Origin of the sequence: Citrobacter amalonaticus (assembly GCF_002918555.1) — a bacterium.
GTDB classification, from domain to species: Bacteria; Pseudomonadota; Gammaproteobacteria; order Enterobacterales; family Enterobacteriaceae; genus Citrobacter_C; species Citrobacter_C amalonaticus_A.
Genome location: NZ_PQMB01000003.1, coordinates 582,275 through 600,839 on the forward strand (window position 1 = coordinate 582,275; position 18,565 = coordinate 600,839).

17 protein-coding genes are annotated in these 18,565 nt (G+C 52.8%); 8 read left to right on the forward strand and 9 right to left on the reverse strand.

The window, feature by feature from the left end:
- Positions 1-21 precede the first annotated feature (21 nt).
- From C3432_RS15440 to C3432_RS15455, 4 genes are all read right to left on the reverse strand, one after another.
- The gene (locus C3432_RS15440; RefSeq protein ID WP_103777459.1) at positions 22-1,209 is read right to left on the reverse strand and encodes an aminotransferase-like domain-containing protein; all 1,188 of its coding nucleotides are present in this window, start codon (positions 1,207-1,209) and stop codon (positions 22-24) included.
- Positions 1,210-1,380: 171 nt separating this feature from the next.
- Entirely contained in the window at positions 1,381-2,571 is a 1,191-nt protein-coding gene (locus tag C3432_RS15445; RefSeq protein WP_103777460.1) for a glycoside hydrolase family 88 protein, read from the reverse strand.
- Positions 2,572-2,594: 23 nt separating this feature from the next.
- A complete protein-coding gene (locus C3432_RS15450) occupies positions 2,595-3,863 on the reverse strand; it encodes an oligosaccharide MFS transporter (protein WP_103777461.1) in 1,269 nt (422 codons plus the stop codon).
- Between the two features lie 10 nt (positions 3,864-3,873).
- Positions 3,874-5,694: a DUF2264 domain-containing protein gene (locus C3432_RS15455; RefSeq protein ID WP_103777462.1), complete on the reverse strand. Its 1,821-nt coding sequence runs from the start codon at positions 5,692-5,694 to the stop codon at positions 3,874-3,876.
- 291 nt (positions 5,695-5,985) lie between these two features.
- Here C3432_RS15455 and C3432_RS15460 point away from each other — a divergent pair, with 291 nt between their 5' ends.
- The 6 genes from C3432_RS15460 to C3432_RS15485 all read left to right on the forward strand — a co-directional run bounded on the left by C3432_RS15460 (position 5,986) and on the right by C3432_RS15485 (position 11,586).
- Positions 5,986-6,840 carry a helix-turn-helix transcriptional regulator gene (locus C3432_RS15460; protein WP_103777463.1) on the forward strand — a complete coding sequence of 285 codons (855 nt, stop codon included), beginning with the start codon at positions 5,986-5,988 and terminating at the stop codon, positions 6,838-6,840.
- Positions 6,841-7,011: 171 nt separating this feature from the next.
- Complete coding sequence (locus C3432_RS15465; protein WP_103777464.1) at positions 7,012-7,167, forward strand: XapX domain-containing protein; 156 nt, start codon at positions 7,012-7,014, stop codon at positions 7,165-7,167.
- Between the two features lie 235 nt (positions 7,168-7,402).
- Complete coding sequence (locus C3432_RS15470; RefSeq protein WP_103777465.1) at positions 7,403-8,611, forward strand: PfkB family carbohydrate kinase; 1,209 nt, start codon at positions 7,403-7,405, stop codon at positions 8,609-8,611.
- A gap of 27 nt (positions 8,612-8,638) precedes the next feature.
- Positions 8,639-9,373 carry an outer membrane protein OmpK gene (locus C3432_RS15475; protein WP_103777466.1) on the forward strand — a complete coding sequence of 245 codons (735 nt, stop codon included), beginning with the start codon at positions 8,639-8,641 and terminating at the stop codon, positions 9,371-9,373.
- Between the two features lie 18 nt (positions 9,374-9,391).
- Positions 9,392-10,354: a nucleoside hydrolase gene (locus tag C3432_RS15480; RefSeq protein ID WP_103777467.1), complete on the forward strand. Its 963-nt coding sequence runs from the start codon at positions 9,392-9,394 to the stop codon at positions 10,352-10,354.
- Between the two features lie 2 nt (positions 10,355-10,356).
- The gene (locus C3432_RS15485; RefSeq protein WP_103777468.1) at positions 10,357-11,586 is read left to right on the forward strand and encodes a NupC/NupG family nucleoside CNT transporter; all 1,230 of its coding nucleotides are present in this window, start codon (positions 10,357-10,359) and stop codon (positions 11,584-11,586) included.
- A gap of 55 nt (positions 11,587-11,641) precedes the next feature.
- Here C3432_RS15485 and parE read toward each other — a convergent pair whose 3' ends face one another.
- Genes parE through nudF form a run of 5 tightly spaced genes read right to left on the reverse strand, consistent with a single transcriptional unit; the run spans position 11,642 to position 16,046 of the window.
- Positions 11,642-13,534 carry a DNA topoisomerase IV subunit B gene (parE, locus tag C3432_RS15490; RefSeq protein WP_103777469.1) on the reverse strand — a complete coding sequence of 631 codons (1,893 nt, stop codon included), beginning with the start codon at positions 13,532-13,534 and terminating at the stop codon, positions 11,642-11,644.
- Positions 13,535-13,561: 27 nt separating this feature from the next.
- Entirely contained in the window at positions 13,562-14,143 is a 582-nt protein-coding gene (gene yqiA, locus C3432_RS15495) for an esterase YqiA (RefSeq protein ID WP_103777470.1), read from the reverse strand.
- On the reverse strand, positions 14,143-14,970 hold the full coding sequence (gene cpdA, locus C3432_RS15500) for a 3',5'-cyclic-AMP phosphodiesterase (RefSeq protein ID WP_103777471.1): 828 nt from the start codon (positions 14,968-14,970) through the stop codon (positions 14,143-14,145). Before cpdA ends, yqiA begins: the two co-directional genes overlap by 1 nt.
- 24 nt (positions 14,971-14,994) lie before the next feature.
- Positions 14,995-15,417: a DUF1249 family protein gene (locus C3432_RS15505; protein WP_103777472.1), complete on the reverse strand. Its 423-nt coding sequence runs from the start codon at positions 15,415-15,417 to the stop codon at positions 14,995-14,997.
- On the reverse strand, positions 15,414-16,046 hold the full coding sequence (gene nudF, locus C3432_RS15510) for an ADP-ribose diphosphatase (protein ID WP_103777473.1): 633 nt from the start codon (positions 16,044-16,046) through the stop codon (positions 15,414-15,416). The genes C3432_RS15505 and nudF overlap by 4 nt, the downstream gene beginning before the upstream one ends.
- A 204-nt stretch (positions 16,047-16,250) precedes the next feature.
- Between nudF and tolC the strand changes: the two genes are divergently transcribed.
- Both tolC and C3432_RS15525 read left to right on the forward strand, forming a co-directional pair.
- Positions 16,251-17,732 (forward strand): outer membrane channel protein TolC, encoded by a 1,482-nt coding sequence (tolC, locus tag C3432_RS15515; RefSeq protein ID WP_181012930.1) that lies wholly within the window; start codon positions 16,251-16,253, stop codon positions 17,730-17,732.
- A gap of 156 nt (positions 17,733-17,888) precedes the next feature.
- Positions 17,889-18,560, forward strand: coding sequence for a DUF1190 family protein (locus C3432_RS15525; protein WP_103777475.1), 672 nt, complete (start codon positions 17,889-17,891; stop codon positions 18,558-18,560).
- Positions 18,561-18,565: the final 5 nt, after the last annotated feature.

Sequence of the window (18,565 nt, forward strand, 5' to 3'; positions counted from 1 at the left end):
GCAGGCCCGGCGATATTCTTATCAGCGCGGCAGCGCTTTTTTCAGTCTCCGGACAGCGTCTTCAAGCTCACTCGCCGTTGGTGTGGCAAACGAGAGCCGCAGCGTACGCTTATCCGGGTTATCGCTGTAGAAAAACTCTCCCGGAACATAGACAACTTTTTCCTCCAGCGTGCGTGCGTGCCACGCCGTAGCATCAAAATCGTAGCGGAAGGTTCCCCACAAAAACATCCCCCCCTGAGGCATATGGAAAGAGATATGCTCCCCCAGCTCACTGCGAATCAGCTCAGCGAGTAAATGACACTTCTCACGATAAGCGCGACGGATTAACTGGATTTGCTCCGCCAGGCGCCCCAGCGACAGGTAACTGGCCGCCATCGCCTGAGAATGTGCGCTGGTGTGCAGATCGGTAGCCTGCTTGACGATAGTCGCTTTTTGTCTAATCCATTCCGGCAGCACCACCCAGCCGACTCGCAGACCCGGCGCCAGAATTTTGGAAAACGTGGAGGTATACAGGACGTGCCCTGTACAACCGCTCTCTTCTGCATACTGGAAAAGCGTTTTAAACGTCTTTTCAGTGAAATTGATTTCGCCGTAGGGATCGTCTTCAATGATGACAAAATCATGCTGTTTCGCCAGCTGCACCAGTTTTTGACGCCGCACATCACTCAATACAACGCCCCCTGGATTACCGAACGTTGGAACGATATAAACGACCTTTATCCTGTGGTTTTGCAGCAGTACTTCCAGTTCGTCAACGATCATCCCGTCTTTATCAGTACCGACGGAAAGAATATCAGCCTGAGAGAGCTGAAGAATCTGTAGTGCGGCGAGATAGGTTGGGCGTTCGACCACGACCTTATCACCCGGATCGACCAGCGTTCTGGAGAGAATATCCAGCGACTGCTGTGAACCATTGGTCACCAGTATGCTGTCAGGCGTTGCCTGAATGCCCCGTTCCCGACACAGCAGGCTGATGGCCTCACGCAGAGGCGGATAACCTTCGCTCAGTCCGTACTGGAACGCATCCAGAAACTGATTTTCCATCATATTGCGGGTGGCGATTTCCAGCCCTGCTTTATCAAACAGTTCCGGACTGGGGATCCCTCCGCCAAGCGAAATGACCCCCGGCATTTTACTGTGTTTTAATAACTCCCGGATGGCCGATGGTTTTAATGCCCCGACGCTCTTTGCCAGATGTGTGTTGTTCATCCTGTTTCCTTATTATTTATGTCGGCGTCTGTCCACGGGAACGGCTATGTTGTCCCTGCATTTTCGCCTTCATTTGAGCGTAATGGACCTCCCTGGCAAGATCAATACGTTATCGTTATGACGATAACCCAGGCCGGGTATATCCGGCCCAGGCAAACGGGAAGAAGGAAATTACCAGTACAACTTCCAGCACTGGGTGAAACGGGCGAGCGCTTCAACATAGAAGTAATCTCCCCAGCTTGCGCATTCATCGACCCCTTTATTGCTCGAAAGATGGTACACAGAGTGCTTTAACAGGCCATTCCCCTTCTCGTCTTTTGCCATCAGGTAATGCTTCGTCAGCGATGCCATGATTCCCATCGCCCACTGCTGATAACGCTCGCGATCCGGATCGGTCACCGGCAGATGCTTAATCAGCTCCAGCAGGCCACACACGGCAATCGCCGCCGAAGACGAATCGCGTAGCGCATCCGTGCCGACCAGCGCCAAATCCCAGTGGCAAACGGCATCTTCCGGCAGACGGTTGAGGAAGTAGTTGGCTAGCTTTTTCGACAACGCCACCATCTCTTTATTACCGGTGTAGATATAGCTCAGCAGGAAACCATAAATCCCCCACGCCTGCCCGCGCGACCAGCAAGAATCATCCGCATATCCCTGCTGCGTGTTGCCATAACGCGGCGCGCCGGTTTTAACATCCATATAATAAGTGTGGAAGGTAGAAGCATCTTCGCGGATCAGGTACTTCGCTGCCTGGGCGACGTGCGCTTTCGCCGCGTCGGCAAAGCGCGGATCGCCGGTCTGCTCGCTCGCCCAGTACAACAGCGGCAGGTTCATGTTGCAGTCAATGATCATCCGTCCGGCCTGTTCTGGATCGGTAAGATCGCCCCACGCCTGAATGATCTGCGCCTGCTCATGAAAACGCTCCAGCAGCGCTTCTGCCGCCATCAGCGAAAATCCGCGAGCATCGCGATTCCCCGTTAGCCGCCAGGCCGCGACGCAGGAGAGCGTGTAGAGGAATCCCAGATCGTGGGTATTGGTGTCGTGTCGTCCGGCAATACGCAGACCAAATGAACGCACATGTTTTTCCGCCATCTCGCGGAATTTTGCTTCACCGCTCATTTCCCAGGCTAGCCATAATTGCCCCGTCCAGAAACTGGTGGTCCACTCGATATTGTCCGTCAACGGGTAATAGCCTTTGACACAGGTTTCGGCAGGAAATTTTTCACCGAATTCCGTTAAATGACGGCCAATCAATTCGAGGACATGCTCACGTGCGCTGTTCATTTCATCCTGGAATTGAACGGGATTCACCGGGCTACCAGGAAATACGCGCAACGTTTCCTCAACGATATGATTTAACATATTTCGGTTCCTTATTACGTAGATTATTTTGAAGCGTTATTTTCAGCAATGTCGAGATGGATATTATTGCGACGTTTACACTGGCATGCCGATAAGGTGAATGCCGAAATAAGCGTAAAGGTCAGCGCAATAATCCCCATGATGATATACGTTTTCTCAAAGCCAATTCGGTCATACATAAGTCCGGCAGGAGAAGAGACCACCACGTTACCGACGTACAGCATTGCCTGGTATCCCAGCAAATACATGGTCGCATTGACACGTTTATCAAAATGTTCGGCAATATATTTAAAAACTGAAACCAGCAGCAGGCAGATTTCCAGACCGTATAGCGGCTTCAGAACGGAGATCAGCAGATGGGAGTCACACAGCCCGGAAATCACCAGGCGCGCGCCGACCAGTACGCCCACAATTAATAATCCGCGTTTGGCGCCGACATAGTTAACAAATAAAGGAATCACCATATACATGACAAATTCCATTCCCGACTGGACGGTTCCCAGATAACCAAACACCGCATTGCCTTCATGTACATCAGAGAAGAAAGTGACAAAATAACGGGAGAACTGTTGCTCCGCGATAAACATCATCCACGCCACGCCCGCCACGTACAGGCAAAATGCCCAGAACTTACGGTTACGCAGCAGCGCATACACATCCGCAGGCGCAATCTTTTCTTTGGTCAATACCTCAGAGGCATTCGCTGAATTCACGTTGACCTTCAGGCTTAGCAGGACAATCAGCATCACCACTGACGCCACGCTCCCCATAATAAAGTTATACGCCGGAGAGAGATTAAACAGCAGGCCAGAGAATGACGATGCCACCGCCCAACCCAGTGAACCCCACATGCGAATCTGTCCAAACTCCATACCGTTAAGACGGCTGTAACGATCGGAATAAGATTCACAGGCCGCCACGCCAGCATACCAGGCGAAGCTCAAATAAATCGCCCCGACGATAATGCCCAACATCGTGTTGGAAATTAACAGTGGTTGATAAACATAAATAAAGAATGGCGCCATCAGTGCCGACATAATCACAACAAAATAGAGCAGATATTTGCTCATCCCGATCTTATCGAGAATATAACCATAAATCGGCTTTAGGATGACAGAAAACACACCATTAACGGCAAACACCGTACCAATAACCGTACCGCTTAATTGTGCCTTCTGCCCCAACCAGATAGCCAGTAAACCAATACTGGCTGACCAGGTAAAGAAATAGAGGAATATAAAACTGCTGATTTTATAGTATTCCGTTCTGTTACTCGTTACGCTATTTTTCATACCATCCTCGCTATAAAAAGAACGACAGCAGGCGTGTGTTTTCAGGTTCGTGAATCACAACCTGGTTGTTATTTATTTGCAGTTGCGGGATTGCCGCATATTTTTTCTGCTGCCCGGAAGCGGCAACCGCACAACACAGCCAGCTTTCGCCCTGCGAAATCTCAGTCGTCAGAGTCGGAATGGAGGCGCATTGCGCAAACATGATGCTGCTGTTGGGGGGTGTCACAACGCTATCCGGCTGGCGGGCCACCGCAGGTGACAGATCGACAATAATGCTTGTCCCGTTTTCCGCAGCCAGAAGACATCCTCGTTCGCGTAACTGATGGTCCGCTTTCATCACCGCGAAGCCGCCTTCCACCGTTTGCAGCGTGCGCGCACTGTTGATGCGATGCAGACGGATATGCCACTCGCCGAACGGTACCAGCCAGCTGTCGATGGTGACATCCTGCCAGGGAGACCAGCGGGAGAAGATAAAATTCTCCTCCACCCTGACGTCATCACACTGGCGACGCCCCCGGAAATAGTTATCCCCCTCTGCCAGCAACAACATAGAGTCACATGCCGCATGTTTGATGCCATAACGCCCGCGCTCAATGGTGAAACCAAAACGGCTGGAGTAGGCAAATTTGGTGTATTTGGCTTCGGTATTTACGTAGTTATTCAGCTCAAGCTGACCAGAAGTGAGCATCGTCACATGCCCGCCGCTGTCGCCGCGCTGCAAAATTTGTGCAGCATGCGCAATAACGCGTTTTTCTGCGAGTTGGGGTAACGGCATTTCCTCAGCCTGCCAGAAGATGTGCTCCTCCGGCAGCGCGAGGATCAGGAAAACTTTCAGCGCCCAGTAAGGAGAACCTGGCGAGTTGTAGTCTTCGCACATTGCCAGGTTTGGACAGGCAAATCCCAGCGTCAGAATGCCGTCACGATCGAAGATCGGCTGCTGCTGCCACCAGCGCAGATGTCGCAGGATCACCCCTTTAATGACGCCCTGAGAAAAGACATTCAGCCCGGCAAACGCCACCGCACTCCAGAAGGCGACCATAGCAAAACGGTAGGTCAGGCTGCGGCCAAAAGGTACGGATGCGCCATCCGCTGCCGACATATAGATAAAATCAGCGGCAAACAGGCGGGCACGTTCGCGCAGGGTAGCGGCACGGGCAGAATCGTCCGGACTCAGCGTGGCATACAGCAGTCCGTAAAAATGGAAAGCCATAGAGATGTAGTAATCTCTTGGGCGTCCAGGGCCATCGGAATACCAGCCATCACCCAGATAGTAGGCTTCCATCATTGCGAAACGTTGGTCGATAGCAGCCTGGGAGTACGGTAGCCCGGCACGTTTAAAGCCAAGCTGGACGATAATCGCAAAGTAATTCCAGTTGCTGTCTGGCATCCGGGCATCCGTGATTTGATTCAACCAGCGGTGCAGGTTTTCCCGTTCCGCTTCACTGAATGCGTCAGTTAAACGCGTCTGGAGTAAGGCCAGGCCCAGGCCATAGGCGGCCATCTCCACCAGTCGCTGATCGTAGGGACCGGTATCCCCCCAGTAGTGCGGACTTTGTGGATCGGTACCGAGCTTAATCGCCTGAATATATTTATCGGCAAACGGCACGTCAGCGCCGCCAGCCAGCAGCGGAAACAGTCCCCAAAGCGCTCTGGACAGCCCTTCCATACAGGCGATGTCCACGCCGTAATGCGCACAGGTTTCCCCCAGTGAAAACTGCGCGTTCCCCGCTGGAAACTGTTTATCCAGCGCGCCCAGCATCGACGTGACGGCGCTGATGACCTCTTCACGTGATGACAATGGATTTGATTTTTCTTCAGTTGCTGACCACATACCTTGCCCCTCTGAATCAGGAAACTGGCCCGTTCGATTATTTTGAACCAGAGCAGTGCTCACGTACTGCGTGTACGCGCCGGTGACTGCGCGCTGTTCGTGATCAAACTGTCTGCGCCAATTACGCCTGATGGGTCCCGTTCTAAGTGGCTAAAGAATAGTGAATCGCCCACTGGCGGAAATGTTATCTGAATCACACCACCAGAATTAAAACAAAACAGCGATTGATAAAATTTAAAAAGAGGGTTTATAAAATGAAATTCATTGGGAAAAATTTAAATTTATTGCACTATGAATACCCCTTTAAACGAAGAACGTCTGGAGCTCATAACCCTCAATAACGCCATTGCGTCATTCAGTCGGTTATTTGCTAACACGGTTCGCTACCACCACTGGCATCAGTGTCTTGAAGTGCTGTATGTGGAAGAGGGATTTGGCGTGGTCATTGTCGATCACAAGCAGTACACCATGCGACCTGGGCGAATGTTCTTTTTCCCCCCTTTTACCCTACATAAAATCATGGTGGACGATCAGGCGCAGGATCGCTATCGCCGGACCATTCTCCATCTTGACCAGCATGCGGTGCTGAAGGCGCTGCGCGACTTCCCGCTCAATCAGCTACGGCTGCACAACCTGTCCGCAAGAGGTGGGGAAGCGTGGGTGGTCGACGCGGCGGATATCCACCCACACGTCGATTTTCTCTTCAGCCGTTACGAAAAAATGTCCACGCAGAAGCCGCTCAACGCTGAACAGGTCTCCTGCCTGTTATTAAGTTTATTCAGCTTGTTACCCGAAGATAACGTCTATTTAAGTGCAGAAGATAGCGGGATTGCTACTCAGGCGATGTTCTGGCTTGATGAAAACTACACCCGAAAATTCAGCCTTGCCGCACTGGCGGAAGAACTGGGGAAATCCAAAAGTTATGTCTCGCGACGCTTCCATTTTGAAACGGGCGAAAGCATCCCCAACTATCTGAATACGCTTCGGCTACGCAAAGCCTGTGAGATGCTGTTGCACAGCGATGCCAATATCCGGGAGATTGCCCGTCAGGTGGGATTTTCTGACGTGACATGGTTTATTACCTCGTTCAAAAAGGGCATCGGCGAAACGCCTCTTCAATACAGGAAAAACCATATGGCCTCCTGAGCGAGTCTCTTTATGGCAACAGAAATATAATCCGAACAGCCTGAGCAAAGCCGTTTTTTTCGGCAATCGGACACAATGTCCGGTTGTCCATTTTTTATGTGAGTTAAACCGCATTCACTGCATCCCTTTTATCGATATTATCCGCACACAGATTAGCGCATGGAGAATTCAATGGATTTATTACTTGCACTGATTGCGGGATTAATTACCGGATTTGTTTTTACATTAATTAAATTACCCATTCCGGCGCCGCCAGTATGGTCAGGCGTTGTCGGTATTATTGGTGTATTAAGCGGCAGTCAACTCTTTAATTATCTGTTCCGATAATATTAGCCTGGCTGCATATATTAAAAATATTACACCGCTTGTTATCTGCAAATGATAACACAATTTATATTCTAAATAATTCGAGTTGCGGGACAAAACGCGTAGTCGTTTTGAACAGCGCTTGCGCTGACCCCGAAGGGCGAGGCCCAGGAATGGGCTGAGTAACAAAGCCAACGCACCAGCAACTTGAAGTATGACGAGTATAATCAAATTTTTATTTAGCGAGGGGTAACTCATGTCCGATCGCTATAAACAAATGCGTCAACGTTTTATTCTTCTTGAAATAAAGAAAAACAAAACGATAAAGATTAACGTCCTCGCAAAAATATTATGCGTCACGGAACGAACGATACGCCGTGATATCCATGCGCTGGCACAAACGGGGCTTATTCGTGCTCGTTATGGTGGGGCCGTCCTTCTGAGTCAGAAAGAGGCATCCCCGTATCAGGACAACCAACTTTATCTGCATACAAATATGGAAATTAACGCTTTTAATTTTACGACGCCAGCGGCCAAAAAGAACGGTCGGGTGTTTATTCTCGGTTCCTTTAATACCGACCTGGTTTATCGCTTACAGCATTTTCCCGGCGCGGGCGAGACGATTCGCGCGCTTTACTCCTGCTGTCTGCCCGGCGGCAAGGGCAGCAACCAGGCCGTAGCGGCCTGCCACGCCGGGGCGCACACCCATTTTACCGCCAAAGTTGGCGAGGATGATTTTGCCCTGAAAGCACAGCAATTTCTCGGTAGCGTGGGTCTTGAAGCGCTGACGCTGTTTAGTCAGCCGGACGTGCCGACCGGCAGCGCCGTCGTGATGGTATCGGAAGACGCGGGGGATAACGCCATTGTCATCAACCCCGGCGCCAACCAGACCATCAGTCGCGATGAGGTGCTGGCCTGCTATGAAGCGATCGGCCAGTGTGATGTTTTCCTTACCCAGATGGAAAATAACCCTGGAGCCACCGCGCTGGCGCTCAACTTCGCCCATAGCTGCGGTTTGACCACCATTTTTAACCCGGCGCCGTGGCGGAAAGAGGTGCTGGATCTGCTGGCATGGGCAACCGTCGTCACGCCAAATCTGACCGAGGCAGAATCGATTATCGGCGCGCCAGTCCGCAGCGAAGCGGACATTCGCGGCGCTGCGGAGGCTATCCATCGCCTTGGTCCGCAAATTGTCATTATCACCCTGGGCAGTAAAGGCTGCTGGCTGTTTGATGGTCAACAGCATCGTTCATTCCCGGCCTTCCCGGCGGTAAACGTGGATACAGCCGGTGCGGGCGACGCCTTTAACGGTGCGCTCGCCGCACAGCTCGCCCGCGGAGAAAACATCACCGCCGCGCTGACCTACGCCAGCGCCTTTGCTTCGCTGGCCGTTGAGCGCGAAGGCGCATCCAACATGCCGGAACACAGCGCCGTCATTGAAAGGCTTAACGCATTAATGAATTAGTCTCCCTCATCATTAAGGAAAATAAAAATGAAGAAAGTATTTTCAGCGATTATTATCGCATTGATTTCATTCTCAGCGTCTGCCGAACAAAAATATGGCTGGGGAAATATCCATTTCGATTATCAATCCTGGGACGCCGGAGTTAAAGATTTAGAATATGAACAGGCGTTAATTGGCATTGAAGGTGGAATGGGATTTGACTGGGGAGAAATGTACGGCTTCTATGATTTTGAAAACATCCTCGACAATGAAGGCAACCAGGGACAAACCGCCAACGGTGAAATTCATACCTATTTATGGGATACTGGCGCCAGTCTGTTTACGAAAGTTTATAACTCGCAAAGCCCCAATTTTAAAGAGACGAATCAGTTTATTGGCGCAGGCTATACCAGTCTGAAAGGGGACGGCTGGTGGTTCAAACCGTGGATTGCCAGACAATATATTACTGCGCATAATAACTTCGGCCCGGCTTATGATATTAACGGTCTCAATGGTTTTTCCATCGGCTGGAATGCCGGGTACGCCTTTCAGCTTTTTAACCAGGATTTACTCTTATCCAACTGGAATGAAATTGAATTAGATCGTAATAGCGAGTACTCCGCCAATAACAACGGCAGCGAAGGTCTCAACGGTGGTCTGAATCTGACCTGGAAAATCACTAATCATATATCCACCACATTTATGTATCGCTATTTCTATAACAAACTCGGCGCCGACGGATACGGTGATATTTTGATCTACCGCCTGGCTTATGATTTCTAATTAACCGGATGAATTGTTATGTCTACTACACCATGGCCAGTGTTAACGCTGGAGAGACGAATGTCGCTGATGTCAGTCCCGGCCGAAGGTCGCGTTCCGGTCGTCATTGACAGCGATACCTGTAACGAAATCGACGATCAGATTGCGATCGCCTGGGCGTACCTGAATCCGGAGAGGCTCGATCTCCAGGCTGTTTATGCCGCTCCGTTTACCAACCATTTTTTTGGCGAAGGAAGTTCGCATATCTACGTCGATAATCCGGAAACGGGAATGACGCTGAGCGTCGAGGAGATCCACCGGGTTTTTGAAAAGCTCCCGACGCGTCAGGCGCTGCCGGAAATTTTTAAAGGCGCGACGCGCTATCTGACCGGCAGCGGCGAAGCGGAATGCTCGCCCGCCGTCGCTGATTTGATTGCCCGCGCCAGAGCCGCAACGCAAACGCTTCAGGTATTGGCCATCGGCGCACCGACCAATATCGCCAGCGCCCTGCTGATCGCCCCGGATATTATCGACAAAATTCATGTGATCTGGCTCGGCGGCAACAGCTACGACTGGAAAGATAACCAGGAATTTAACCTGATGCAGGATCCCGCCGCCAGCCGCGTGCTGTTTGACAGCGGCGTGGCGCTAACGCAAATCCCCTGCTTTGGCGTGGCGAACTGCATGGCGACGTCGGTGCCGGAAATGCAGTTTTATTTTACCCATACCAGCCGCATCGGCAGCTATTTCGCGGAGATCGCTCCGCGCTGTCCGTGGATTGGCTTCGCCTCCCGCAAGGTTATCTGGGATATCACCACCGTCGGCTACGTGCTGGATCCGGGCTGGTACACCTGCCAGTACCGCCCGGCGCCGCTGATCAACGACAACCTGAACTGGAGCTTCGACAACCGTCGCCATCTGATTCGGGTCGTGCAATTTATTGAGCGCGACAATCTGTTTAAAGATCTGTTTCGCAAAATCATTGATGCGGATAAGGAGTGATGATGCAAATTCTTATCCTCTGTTCAGGTATCGTGGCGCTGCTGGCGATTGCCCTGCTCTTTTCCGCCAACCGTCGGGCGATTAATCTGCGCACCGTTTGCGGCGCGTTTGCCATTCAGGCCGGACTGGCGGCATTTATTTTATACGTTCCGGCCGGGGAAAAAATCCTGCTGGCGATTTCCAACAGCCTGTCGGGTGTGCTCGCCTACTCGTCTGAGGGGATCAATTTTCTGTTTGGCGATCTGGGCCGTTTCAAAATGGGTTTCCTGTTCGCCTTCCACGTCCTGCCGATTATTATCTTTATGTCGGCGCTGTTCTCCGTACTCTATTACCTGGGGATTATGCAGTGGGTGATCCGTCTCGTCGGCACCGGCATTCACAAGCTGCTGAAAACCAGTCCGGCGGAATCCATGGCGGCAACGGCCAATATTTTTGCCGGTAATACCGATGTGTTTGTGCTGATGCGTCCGTATGCGCCAAAGATGACCCGCTCTGAACTGTTCGCCCTGATGTGCGGCGGCGTGGCGTCGATTGCCGGATCGGTGCTGGTCGGCTATGCCAGCATGGGGATTGAAATTCGCTACCTGGTGGCAGCGTCGTTTATGTCCGCGCCCGGAGGCCTGCTGATGGCGAAGATCCTCTACCCGGAAACCGAAGCGGAAAACGTCGCCGACGTTTCCGTCGATATGGCCGCCGGAGAAGAAAAGCCGATAAATATCGTCGAAGCTGCCACTAATGGCGCGAGTTCCGGGCTGAAGCTGGCGGTTAACGTTGGCGCGATGCTGCTGGCGCTGATTGCGCTGATCGCGATGGTCAACGGGCTGCTTGGCTGGGCTTTCGGCCTGTTCGGTATGGAAAACATCACCCTGCAACTGATCTTCAGCTATCTCTTCGCCCCCGTTGCCTGGGTGCTGGGCGTACCGTCGTCCGAGATCCTGCAGGTGGGAAATCTGCTTGGGCAGAAGCTGGTACTCAATGAATTTGTCGCCTACACCAGCTTTATCCCGCTGAAAGAGAGCCTGTCTGCCTATTCACAAATTATTGTGATCATGGCGCTGGCGGGCTTCGCCAATCTCTCAGCCCCTGCGGCGCTGATCGGCGTGCTCGGCGGGATAGTGCCGACGCAAAAAAGCTTTATCGCCAAAATGGGCGCAAAAGTGATCCTCGCCGGTACGCTGTCGAACCTGATGAGCGCCGCGTTAACCGGCCTGTTTTTTCTTATCGCCCAATAAAAATGGGGGGAATCACCTTCCCCCCACCTTCAGATAACGCAAACCGCCGCGAAAGCTACGCTTCGATATCCGCCATATCGCCTTTTTCCTGTAGCCAGTTTCGGCGGTCTTCGGAACGTTTTTTCGCCAGCAGCATATCCATCATCGCATTCGTCCGCTGATCGTCTTCGTCGCTAATGGTGAGCTGCACCAGACGACGGGTATTCGGATCGAGCGTGGTTTCACGCAGCTGCATCGGGTTCATCTCGCCCAGCCCTTTAAAGCGCTGGACGTTTGGCTTGCCTTTCTTACGCTTCAGCTGCTCCAGCACGCCTGCCTTCTCTTCTTCCGTCAGGGCGTAATACACCTCTTTGCCGAGATCGATACGGTATAACGGCGGCAGCGCAACGTGGACATGCCCGTGCTTCACCAGCGTGCGGAAGTGTCTCACGAACAGGGCGCAAAGCAGCGTCGCGATATGCAGACCATCGGAGTCGGCATCCGCAAGAATGCAGATCTTGCCGTAACGCAACTGGCTGAGATCGTCGCTGTCAGGATCGATACCGATCGCCACCGAAATATCATGGACTTCCTGTGAAGCCAGCACTTCATCAGAGGAGACTTCCCAGGTATTAAGGATCTTACCCTTCAGCGGCATGATCGCCTGATACTCACGGTCGCGCGCCTGCTTGGCTGAACCGCCCGCCGAGTCCCCTTCCACAAGGAACAGTTCGGTGCGATTAAGATCCTGCGCGGTACAATCCGCCAGTTTCCCCGGCAGCGCAGGACCGCTGGTCAGCTTTTTACGCACGACTTTCTTCGCCGCACGCAGTCGACGCTGAGCGCTGGAAATCGCCATCTCCGCCAGCAGCTCTGCGGACTGTACGTTCTGGTTCAACCACAGGCTAAAGGCGTCTTTCACCACGCCGGAAACAAAGGCCGCACACTGACGTGACGAGAGACGCTCTTTGGTCTGCCCGGCGAATTGCGGATCCTGCATCTTCACCGAGAGCACATATGCGCAGCGATCCCAGATATCTTCAGCCGACAGCTTCACGCCGCGCGGCAGAATATTGCGGTATTCGCAAAATTCACGCATCGCGTCGAGCAACCCCTGGCGCAGACCGTTAACGTGGGTACCGCCCTGCATGGTCGGGATCAGGTTAACGTAACTTTCAGTGAGCAGTTCGCCCCCTTCAGGCAGCCAGAGCAGCGCCCAGTCTACGGCTTCCGTATCCCCGGCAAATGCGCCGATAAACGGTTTTTCAGGCAGCAAAGGCAGACCGTTAACCGCTTCACCCAGATAGTCATTCAGGCCATCCTGGTAGCACCAGCGCTGCTCGCTGTTGTTGACCTCGTCCTTAAACACGATCTCCACGCCCGGACACAATACCGCTTTCGCTTTCAGCACGTGCGTTAAGCGGGATACGGAAAAACGCGGACTGTCAAAGAAGGTTTCGTCCGGCCAGAAGTGGACGCTGGTGCCGGTATTGCGTTTGCCGCACGTGCCGATCACCTGCAAATCCTGTACTTTCTCGCCGTTTTCAAACGCAATGTTATAGACCAGCGCGTCGCGGCGAACGGTTACTTCCACACGCTTCGACAGGGCGTTAACCACTGAAATGCCCACGCCATGCAGACCGCCGGAAAACTGATAGTTCTTGTTAGAGAACTTACCGCCCGCGTGCAGTCGGCAGAGGATCAGTTCTACCGCCGGTACCCCTTCTTCAGGGTGAATATCCACCGGCATGCCGCGCCCGTCGTCAATGACTTCCAGCGATTGATCGGCGTGCAAAATAACCTCCACGCGCTTTGCGTGGCCGGCCAGTGCTTCATCCACACTGTTATCAATAACTTCCTGCCCAAGATGATTAGGGCGGGTGGTATCCGTGTACATTCCCGGGCGGCGGCGAACCGGCTCAAGCCCAGTGAGTACCTCAATGGCATCAGCGTTATAAGTTTGCGTCATGGTTTAATTAGCAATTCGAATTGATTGTCAGCAACTGTGCAGTCCAAGAAAATCGACAATCGGGTTGAAATAATCTTCGAAGCCCGTGAATGCGTGATTTCCGCCCTCAATAACAGTCTGGCGGCAGGAGGCGTAATACGCCACCGCCTGGCGGTAGTCCAGCACTTCATCCCCCGTCTGTTGCAGCAACCAGATCAAGTCCGGCGCTTCCAGTGGGTCGATCTGCATGACTTTAAGATCGTAAATATGGCGAGACTCTAGCACATATTGCTGCCCGGTGTAGGGGTTCTCGTTCTGACCAAGGTAGTCGGTCAACAGCTCAAATGGCCGTACCGCCGGGTTTACCACCACCGCAGGCAACATAAAACATTGCGACAGCCAGGTGGCGTAGTAGCCGCCTAATGAGGAGCCGACGACGCCCAGCGGCTCGCCGCCATGCTCAAGCACGATGGATTCGAGCATCTCTGCCGCATCGGCCGGATACGGCGGTAGCTGTGGAACAACCATCTCCACCTGCGGATGATGCGCTTCCAGCCAGCTTTTCAGCAGGCACGCCTTTGCCGAATGTGGAGAACTATTGAAGCCGTGTAGATAAAGAAGCGTAGACATCAGTAGCCTTCTGAAGCGGTATCGGGACGAAACAGCTCGCCCTCTAAGCGACAGACCTGCGTTTTCAGCGTGCCATCGGCGAAGAGTTCCAGCGTACGCCAGCCCGGGCCAATAGTATCGAGGGTAAAGTTAGCGCAGTGCGGTTTAAACTGGACGCAGGTCGACGGCGTCGCCAGCAGGCGGCGACCATTCCAGTCAAGATCCAGCTCCTGATGGATATGCCCGCAAAGCAGATACTTCACGTGCGGATAGTTAACCAGCACGTTGTCCAGTTCGGCAGCGTTACGCAGGCTGTGCTGATCGAGCCAGCTGCATCCTGCGGGCAGCGGATGATGATGCAAAAGCAGCAGGGCATTGCGTTCCGGCGCATCGGAAAGCTTACGCGCCAGCCACTCAAGCTGAAAATCGCTCAGTTCGCCGTGCGGCACGCCAAACACCTGACTGTCGAGTAACAGGATTTGCCACTGCTCGCCAATCAGCACGCGCTTAGCCGGTGAGATCCCCGCATCCTGTAACGCGCTGTACATCGCGGGTTGGAAATCATGGTTGCCCGGCAGCCAAACGCAGGGCGCACGAAAGCTTGCGATACCCTCAGCAAAATGCTGATAGGCCGCAGCGGTTTGATCCTGTGCCAAATCTCCCGTGGCCACGATCAGATCGTATTCATGCTGTTCGGCGCGGATCGCATCCAACACGGCCTGGTAGCTCTCCCAGGTATTCACGCCTAACAGCGTCTCGTGCTTTTCGGCAAACAGGTGAGTATCGGTAATTTGTAAGATCCTGACCCTGGCCTCACCAGCCAGAGGAAGATTTAACAGGCTTTCCAAATGGTGTCCTTAGGTTTCACGACGCTAGTAAACCGGAATCGCCATCGCTCCATGTGCCAAACAATATCTTAGCCAGTCAGCTAAAAACTGATTAATTTGATGCTTTTCGTCGCGTTGATGCAACTTTTTATTTGGATAATCATACCGCGCTTTGAAGCGGAAGATCTGCTGGCTTGAACACACTTCAGCCACCATTGCGTCATGGTAGAGGCGCACCGTCAGCGACGGCAGGCTCCAGTAGGTGATGGCAGGCGCCGTCTGCTCGATTTCCACCAGCGTAGTGTATCGGGTCGATTCAACAATCGTTAACCGATATTGTGCGTTTGCCACCTGATAGCTTACTGTTTCGCCGGGTGCGTCATTGCGTGGCAACAGGCGGCGTAATTGCGAAAAGTTTGTTTCGCAAAGGCGCATCATTTCAGGGAAGTCAGGTGTGTAACGCTTCATTTTTTCCACTCTTTTTTTAACTCTTGATAATGCAGTTGCAGCCATTGCAAGGCGATGACAGACGCTGCGTTGTCGATTTTCCCCTCTTCTACCCACCGGTAAGCCTGCTCCCGACTTACCACATGAACCCGAATATCTTCGTTTTCATCTGCCAGACCATGAATCCCCTTCGCCGTCGTGGCGTCCACTTCGCCCACCATAATCGATAAGCGCTCACTGGTTCCCCCAGGGCTTGCCAGGTAGCTCAGTACCGGTTTTGTTCGTCCCACGTCAAGCCCAGCCTCTTCCATCGCTTCACGGCGGGCGACATCCTCAACCGTTTCCCCTTCTTCAATCATCCCGGCCACCATCTCCAGCAACCACGGTGTCGCACTGGTGTCATACGCCGCAATGCGAATCTGCTCAATCAGCACAACTTCATCGCGCTCAGGGTCAAAGGGTAGCAAGACTGCGGCGTGACCGCGCTCAAAAATTTCACGGCGGATCTCCTGGCTCATTTCACCATTGAACAAACGATGACGGAACCGGTAAAGGTCCAGGGAAAAAAAACCACGGTATAGCGTTTCTCGTGCAATAATTTCTACATCGTTTTTCGAGAAGGTTACTGGCGAATTGTCTGGTTTGCGCATTGTGCTGTCCTGTACCAATAGTGATTAAAATGTGAATTTCAAGGGCGTTTGACTGCCGTTTCTGCGACCTTGTGGTAAATTGGTGCAAATTAACGCCTGATGGCACAGAACGCCAACTTTTTGCGGTGGCGGATTCTGCTAGAATCAGCAATTATTTTTCCAATTTGATCAGCGCTAAATACTGCTTCACAACAAGGAATGCAAATGAAGAAATTGCTCCCCATCCTTATCGGCCTGAGCCTGTCGGGGTTCAGCACTTTGAGCCAGGCAGAAAACCTGATGCAAGTTTATCAGCAAGCACGCCTGAGCAACCCGGAATTGCGTAAATCCGCCGCCGATCGCGATGCTGCATTCGAAAAAATTAACGAAGCACGTAGCCCATTACTGCCTCAACTGGGTTTAGGTGCCGATTATACCTACAACAACGGCTATCGTGATGCGAACGGCGTAAACTCCAACACCACCGGCGCTTCTCTGCAGTTAACTCAGACCCTTTTCGATATGTCGAAATGGCGCGCTCTGTCACTGCAGGAAAAATCAGCGGGTATCCAGGATGTAACTTGGCAAACCGATCAGCAAACGCTGATTCTGAATACGGCGACGACCTACTTTAAAGTATTGAACGCGATTGACGTGCTCTCTTACACCCAGGCACAGAAAGATGCCGTTTATCGCCAGTTGGATCAGACCACTCAGCGCTTCAACGTCGGTCTGGTTGCTATCACCGATGTGCAGAACGCCCGTTCACAGTACGATACCGTTCTGGCAAACGAAGTCACTGCTCGTAACGACCTGGACAACGCGGTAGAAGAACTGCGCCAGGTCACCGGTAATTACTACCCGGAACTGGCCTCGCTGAACGTAGGCGGTTTTAAAACCGACAAGCCGCAGGCCGTGAATGCGCTGTTGAAAGAAGCGGAAAACCGCAACCTGACGCTGTTGCAGGCGCGTCTGAGCCAGGATCTGGCACGTGAACAAATCCGTCAGGCGCAGGATGGTCACTTACCAACCCTGGATCTGACCGCATCGACCAGCGTATCGGATACCTCATACAGTGGCTCCAAAACCCGTGGGGCAACAGGTTCCCAGTATGACGACAGCAATATGGGCCAGAACAAAATTGGTCTGAGCTTCTCTCTGCCAATTTATCAGGGCGGGATGGTTAACTCGCAGGTGAAACAGGCGCAGTACAACTTTGTTGGCGCGAGCGAACAGCTGGAAAGCGCGCACCGTAGCGTCGTGCAAACCGTGCGTTCTTCCTTTAATAACATCAACGCCTCTATCAGCAGCATCAACGCTTACAAACAGGCGGTGGTTTCTGCGCAAAGTTCTCTGGACGCGATGGAAGCCGGTTATTCAGTGGGAACACGTACTATCGTCGATGTACTGGATGCCACCACCACGCTGTATAATGCCAAGCAGCAGTTAGCGAATGCCCGTTATAACTACCTGATCAACCAGCTGAACATTAAGTCCGCACTGGGTACGCTGAACGAGCAGGATCTGGTTGCGCTGAACAATACGCTGGGTAAACCCATTTCAACCTCCCCGGACAGCGTTGCGCCGGAAAATCCGCAACAGGACGCCAGCGCTGACGGCTACACCGCTAACAGCACAGCGCCTGCAGCACAACCTGCTTCAGCGCGTTCCTCTGACAGCAACAGTAAAAATCCGTTCCGTAACTGATGCTGATGACGGGGCTTCGGCCCCGTCTGAACGTAAGGCAACGTAAAGATCCCCCTAATCAGCCGCATTCTTCGCTCTTCTCGCTTCAATTTCGACCAGTCATCCTCTATCCTGAGCAATATTTCTGTATTTACCACTGGGTCCTGGAAGACAAAAATGAAACGGACAAAATCCATACATCACGCATCGTTCCGCAAAAGCTGGAGCGCACGCCATCTGACTCCGGTTGCTCTGGCTGTTACTGCCGTCTTTATGCTGGCAGGCTGCGAGAAGAGCGATGAGACAGTTTCTCTTTATCAGAATGCCGACGACTGTTCCGCGGCGAATCCGGGCAAAAGCGCGGAATGTACTACCGCATTCAACAATGCGCTGAAAGAAGCAGAGCGTACTGCACCGAAATACGCCACGCGGGAAGACTGCGTTGCCGAGTTTGGTGAAGGCCAGTGCCAGCAAGCTCCTGCGCAGGCAGGTATGGCGCCGGAAAGTCAGGCTCAGGCGCAGCAGTCCAGCGGCAGCTTCTGGATGCCGCTGATGGCAGGTTACATGATGGGTCGTATGATGGGCGGCGGTGCGGGCTTTGCGCAGCAGCCGCTGTTCAATTCGAAAAACCCGGCAAGCCCGGCCTACGGTAAATACACCGACGCGTCAGGTAAAAACTACGGCGCTGCGCAGCCAGGCCGTACCATGACCGTGCCGAAGACCGCCATGGCACCGAAGCCAGCGACAACCTCAACCGTGACCCGCGGTGGTTTTGGTGAGTCAGTCGCGAAGCAAAACACCATGCAGCGTAGCGCCAGCGGCACCACCTCGCGTTCAATGGGCGGCTGAAGCGC

Bases quoted from the DNA above. Each gene is read 5' to 3' on its own strand.
- C3432_RS15440 (WP_103777459.1), bottom strand. From the start codon at position 1,209: ATGAACAACACACATCTGGCAAAGAGCGTCGGGGCATTAAAACCATCG.
- C3432_RS15445 (WP_103777460.1), bottom strand. From the start codon at position 2,571: ATGTTAAATCATATCGTTGAGGAAACGTTGCGCGTATTTCCTGGTAGC.
- C3432_RS15450 (WP_103777461.1), bottom strand. From the start codon at position 3,863: ATGAAAAATAGCGTAACGAGTAACAGAACGGAATACTATAAAATCAGC.
- C3432_RS15455 (WP_103777462.1), bottom strand. From the start codon at position 5,694: ATGTGGTCAGCAACTGAAGAAAAATCAAATCCATTGTCATCACGTGAA.
- C3432_RS15460 (WP_103777463.1), top strand. From the start codon at position 5,986: ATGAATACCCCTTTAAACGAAGAACGTCTGGAGCTCATAACCCTCAAT.
- C3432_RS15465 (WP_103777464.1), top strand. From the start codon at position 7,012: ATGGATTTATTACTTGCACTGATTGCGGGATTAATTACCGGATTTGTT.
- C3432_RS15470 (WP_103777465.1), top strand. From the start codon at position 7,403: ATGTCCGATCGCTATAAACAAATGCGTCAACGTTTTATTCTTCTTGAA.
- C3432_RS15475 (WP_103777466.1), top strand. From the start codon at position 8,639: ATGAAGAAAGTATTTTCAGCGATTATTATCGCATTGATTTCATTCTCA.
- C3432_RS15480 (WP_103777467.1), top strand. From the start codon at position 9,392: ATGTCTACTACACCATGGCCAGTGTTAACGCTGGAGAGACGAATGTCG.
- C3432_RS15485 (WP_103777468.1), top strand. From the start codon at position 10,357: ATGCAAATTCTTATCCTCTGTTCAGGTATCGTGGCGCTGCTGGCGATT.
- parE (WP_103777469.1), bottom strand. From the start codon at position 13,534: ATGACGCAAACTTATAACGCTGATGCCATTGAGGTACTCACTGGGCTT.
- yqiA (WP_103777470.1), bottom strand. From the start codon at position 14,143: ATGTCTACGCTTCTTTATCTACACGGCTTCAATAGTTCTCCACATTCG.
- C3432_RS15505 (WP_103777472.1), bottom strand. From the start codon at position 15,417: ATGAAGCGTTACACACCTGACTTCCCTGAAATGATGCGCCTTTGCGAA.
- nudF (WP_103777473.1), bottom strand. From the start codon at position 16,046: ATGCGCAAACCAGACAATTCGCCAGTAACCTTCTCGAAAAACGATGTA.
- tolC (WP_181012930.1), top strand. From the start codon at position 16,251: ATGAAGAAATTGCTCCCCATCCTTATCGGCCTGAGCCTGTCGGGGTTC.
- C3432_RS15525 (WP_103777475.1), top strand. From the start codon at position 17,889: ATGAAACGGACAAAATCCATACATCACGCATCGTTCCGCAAAAGCTGG.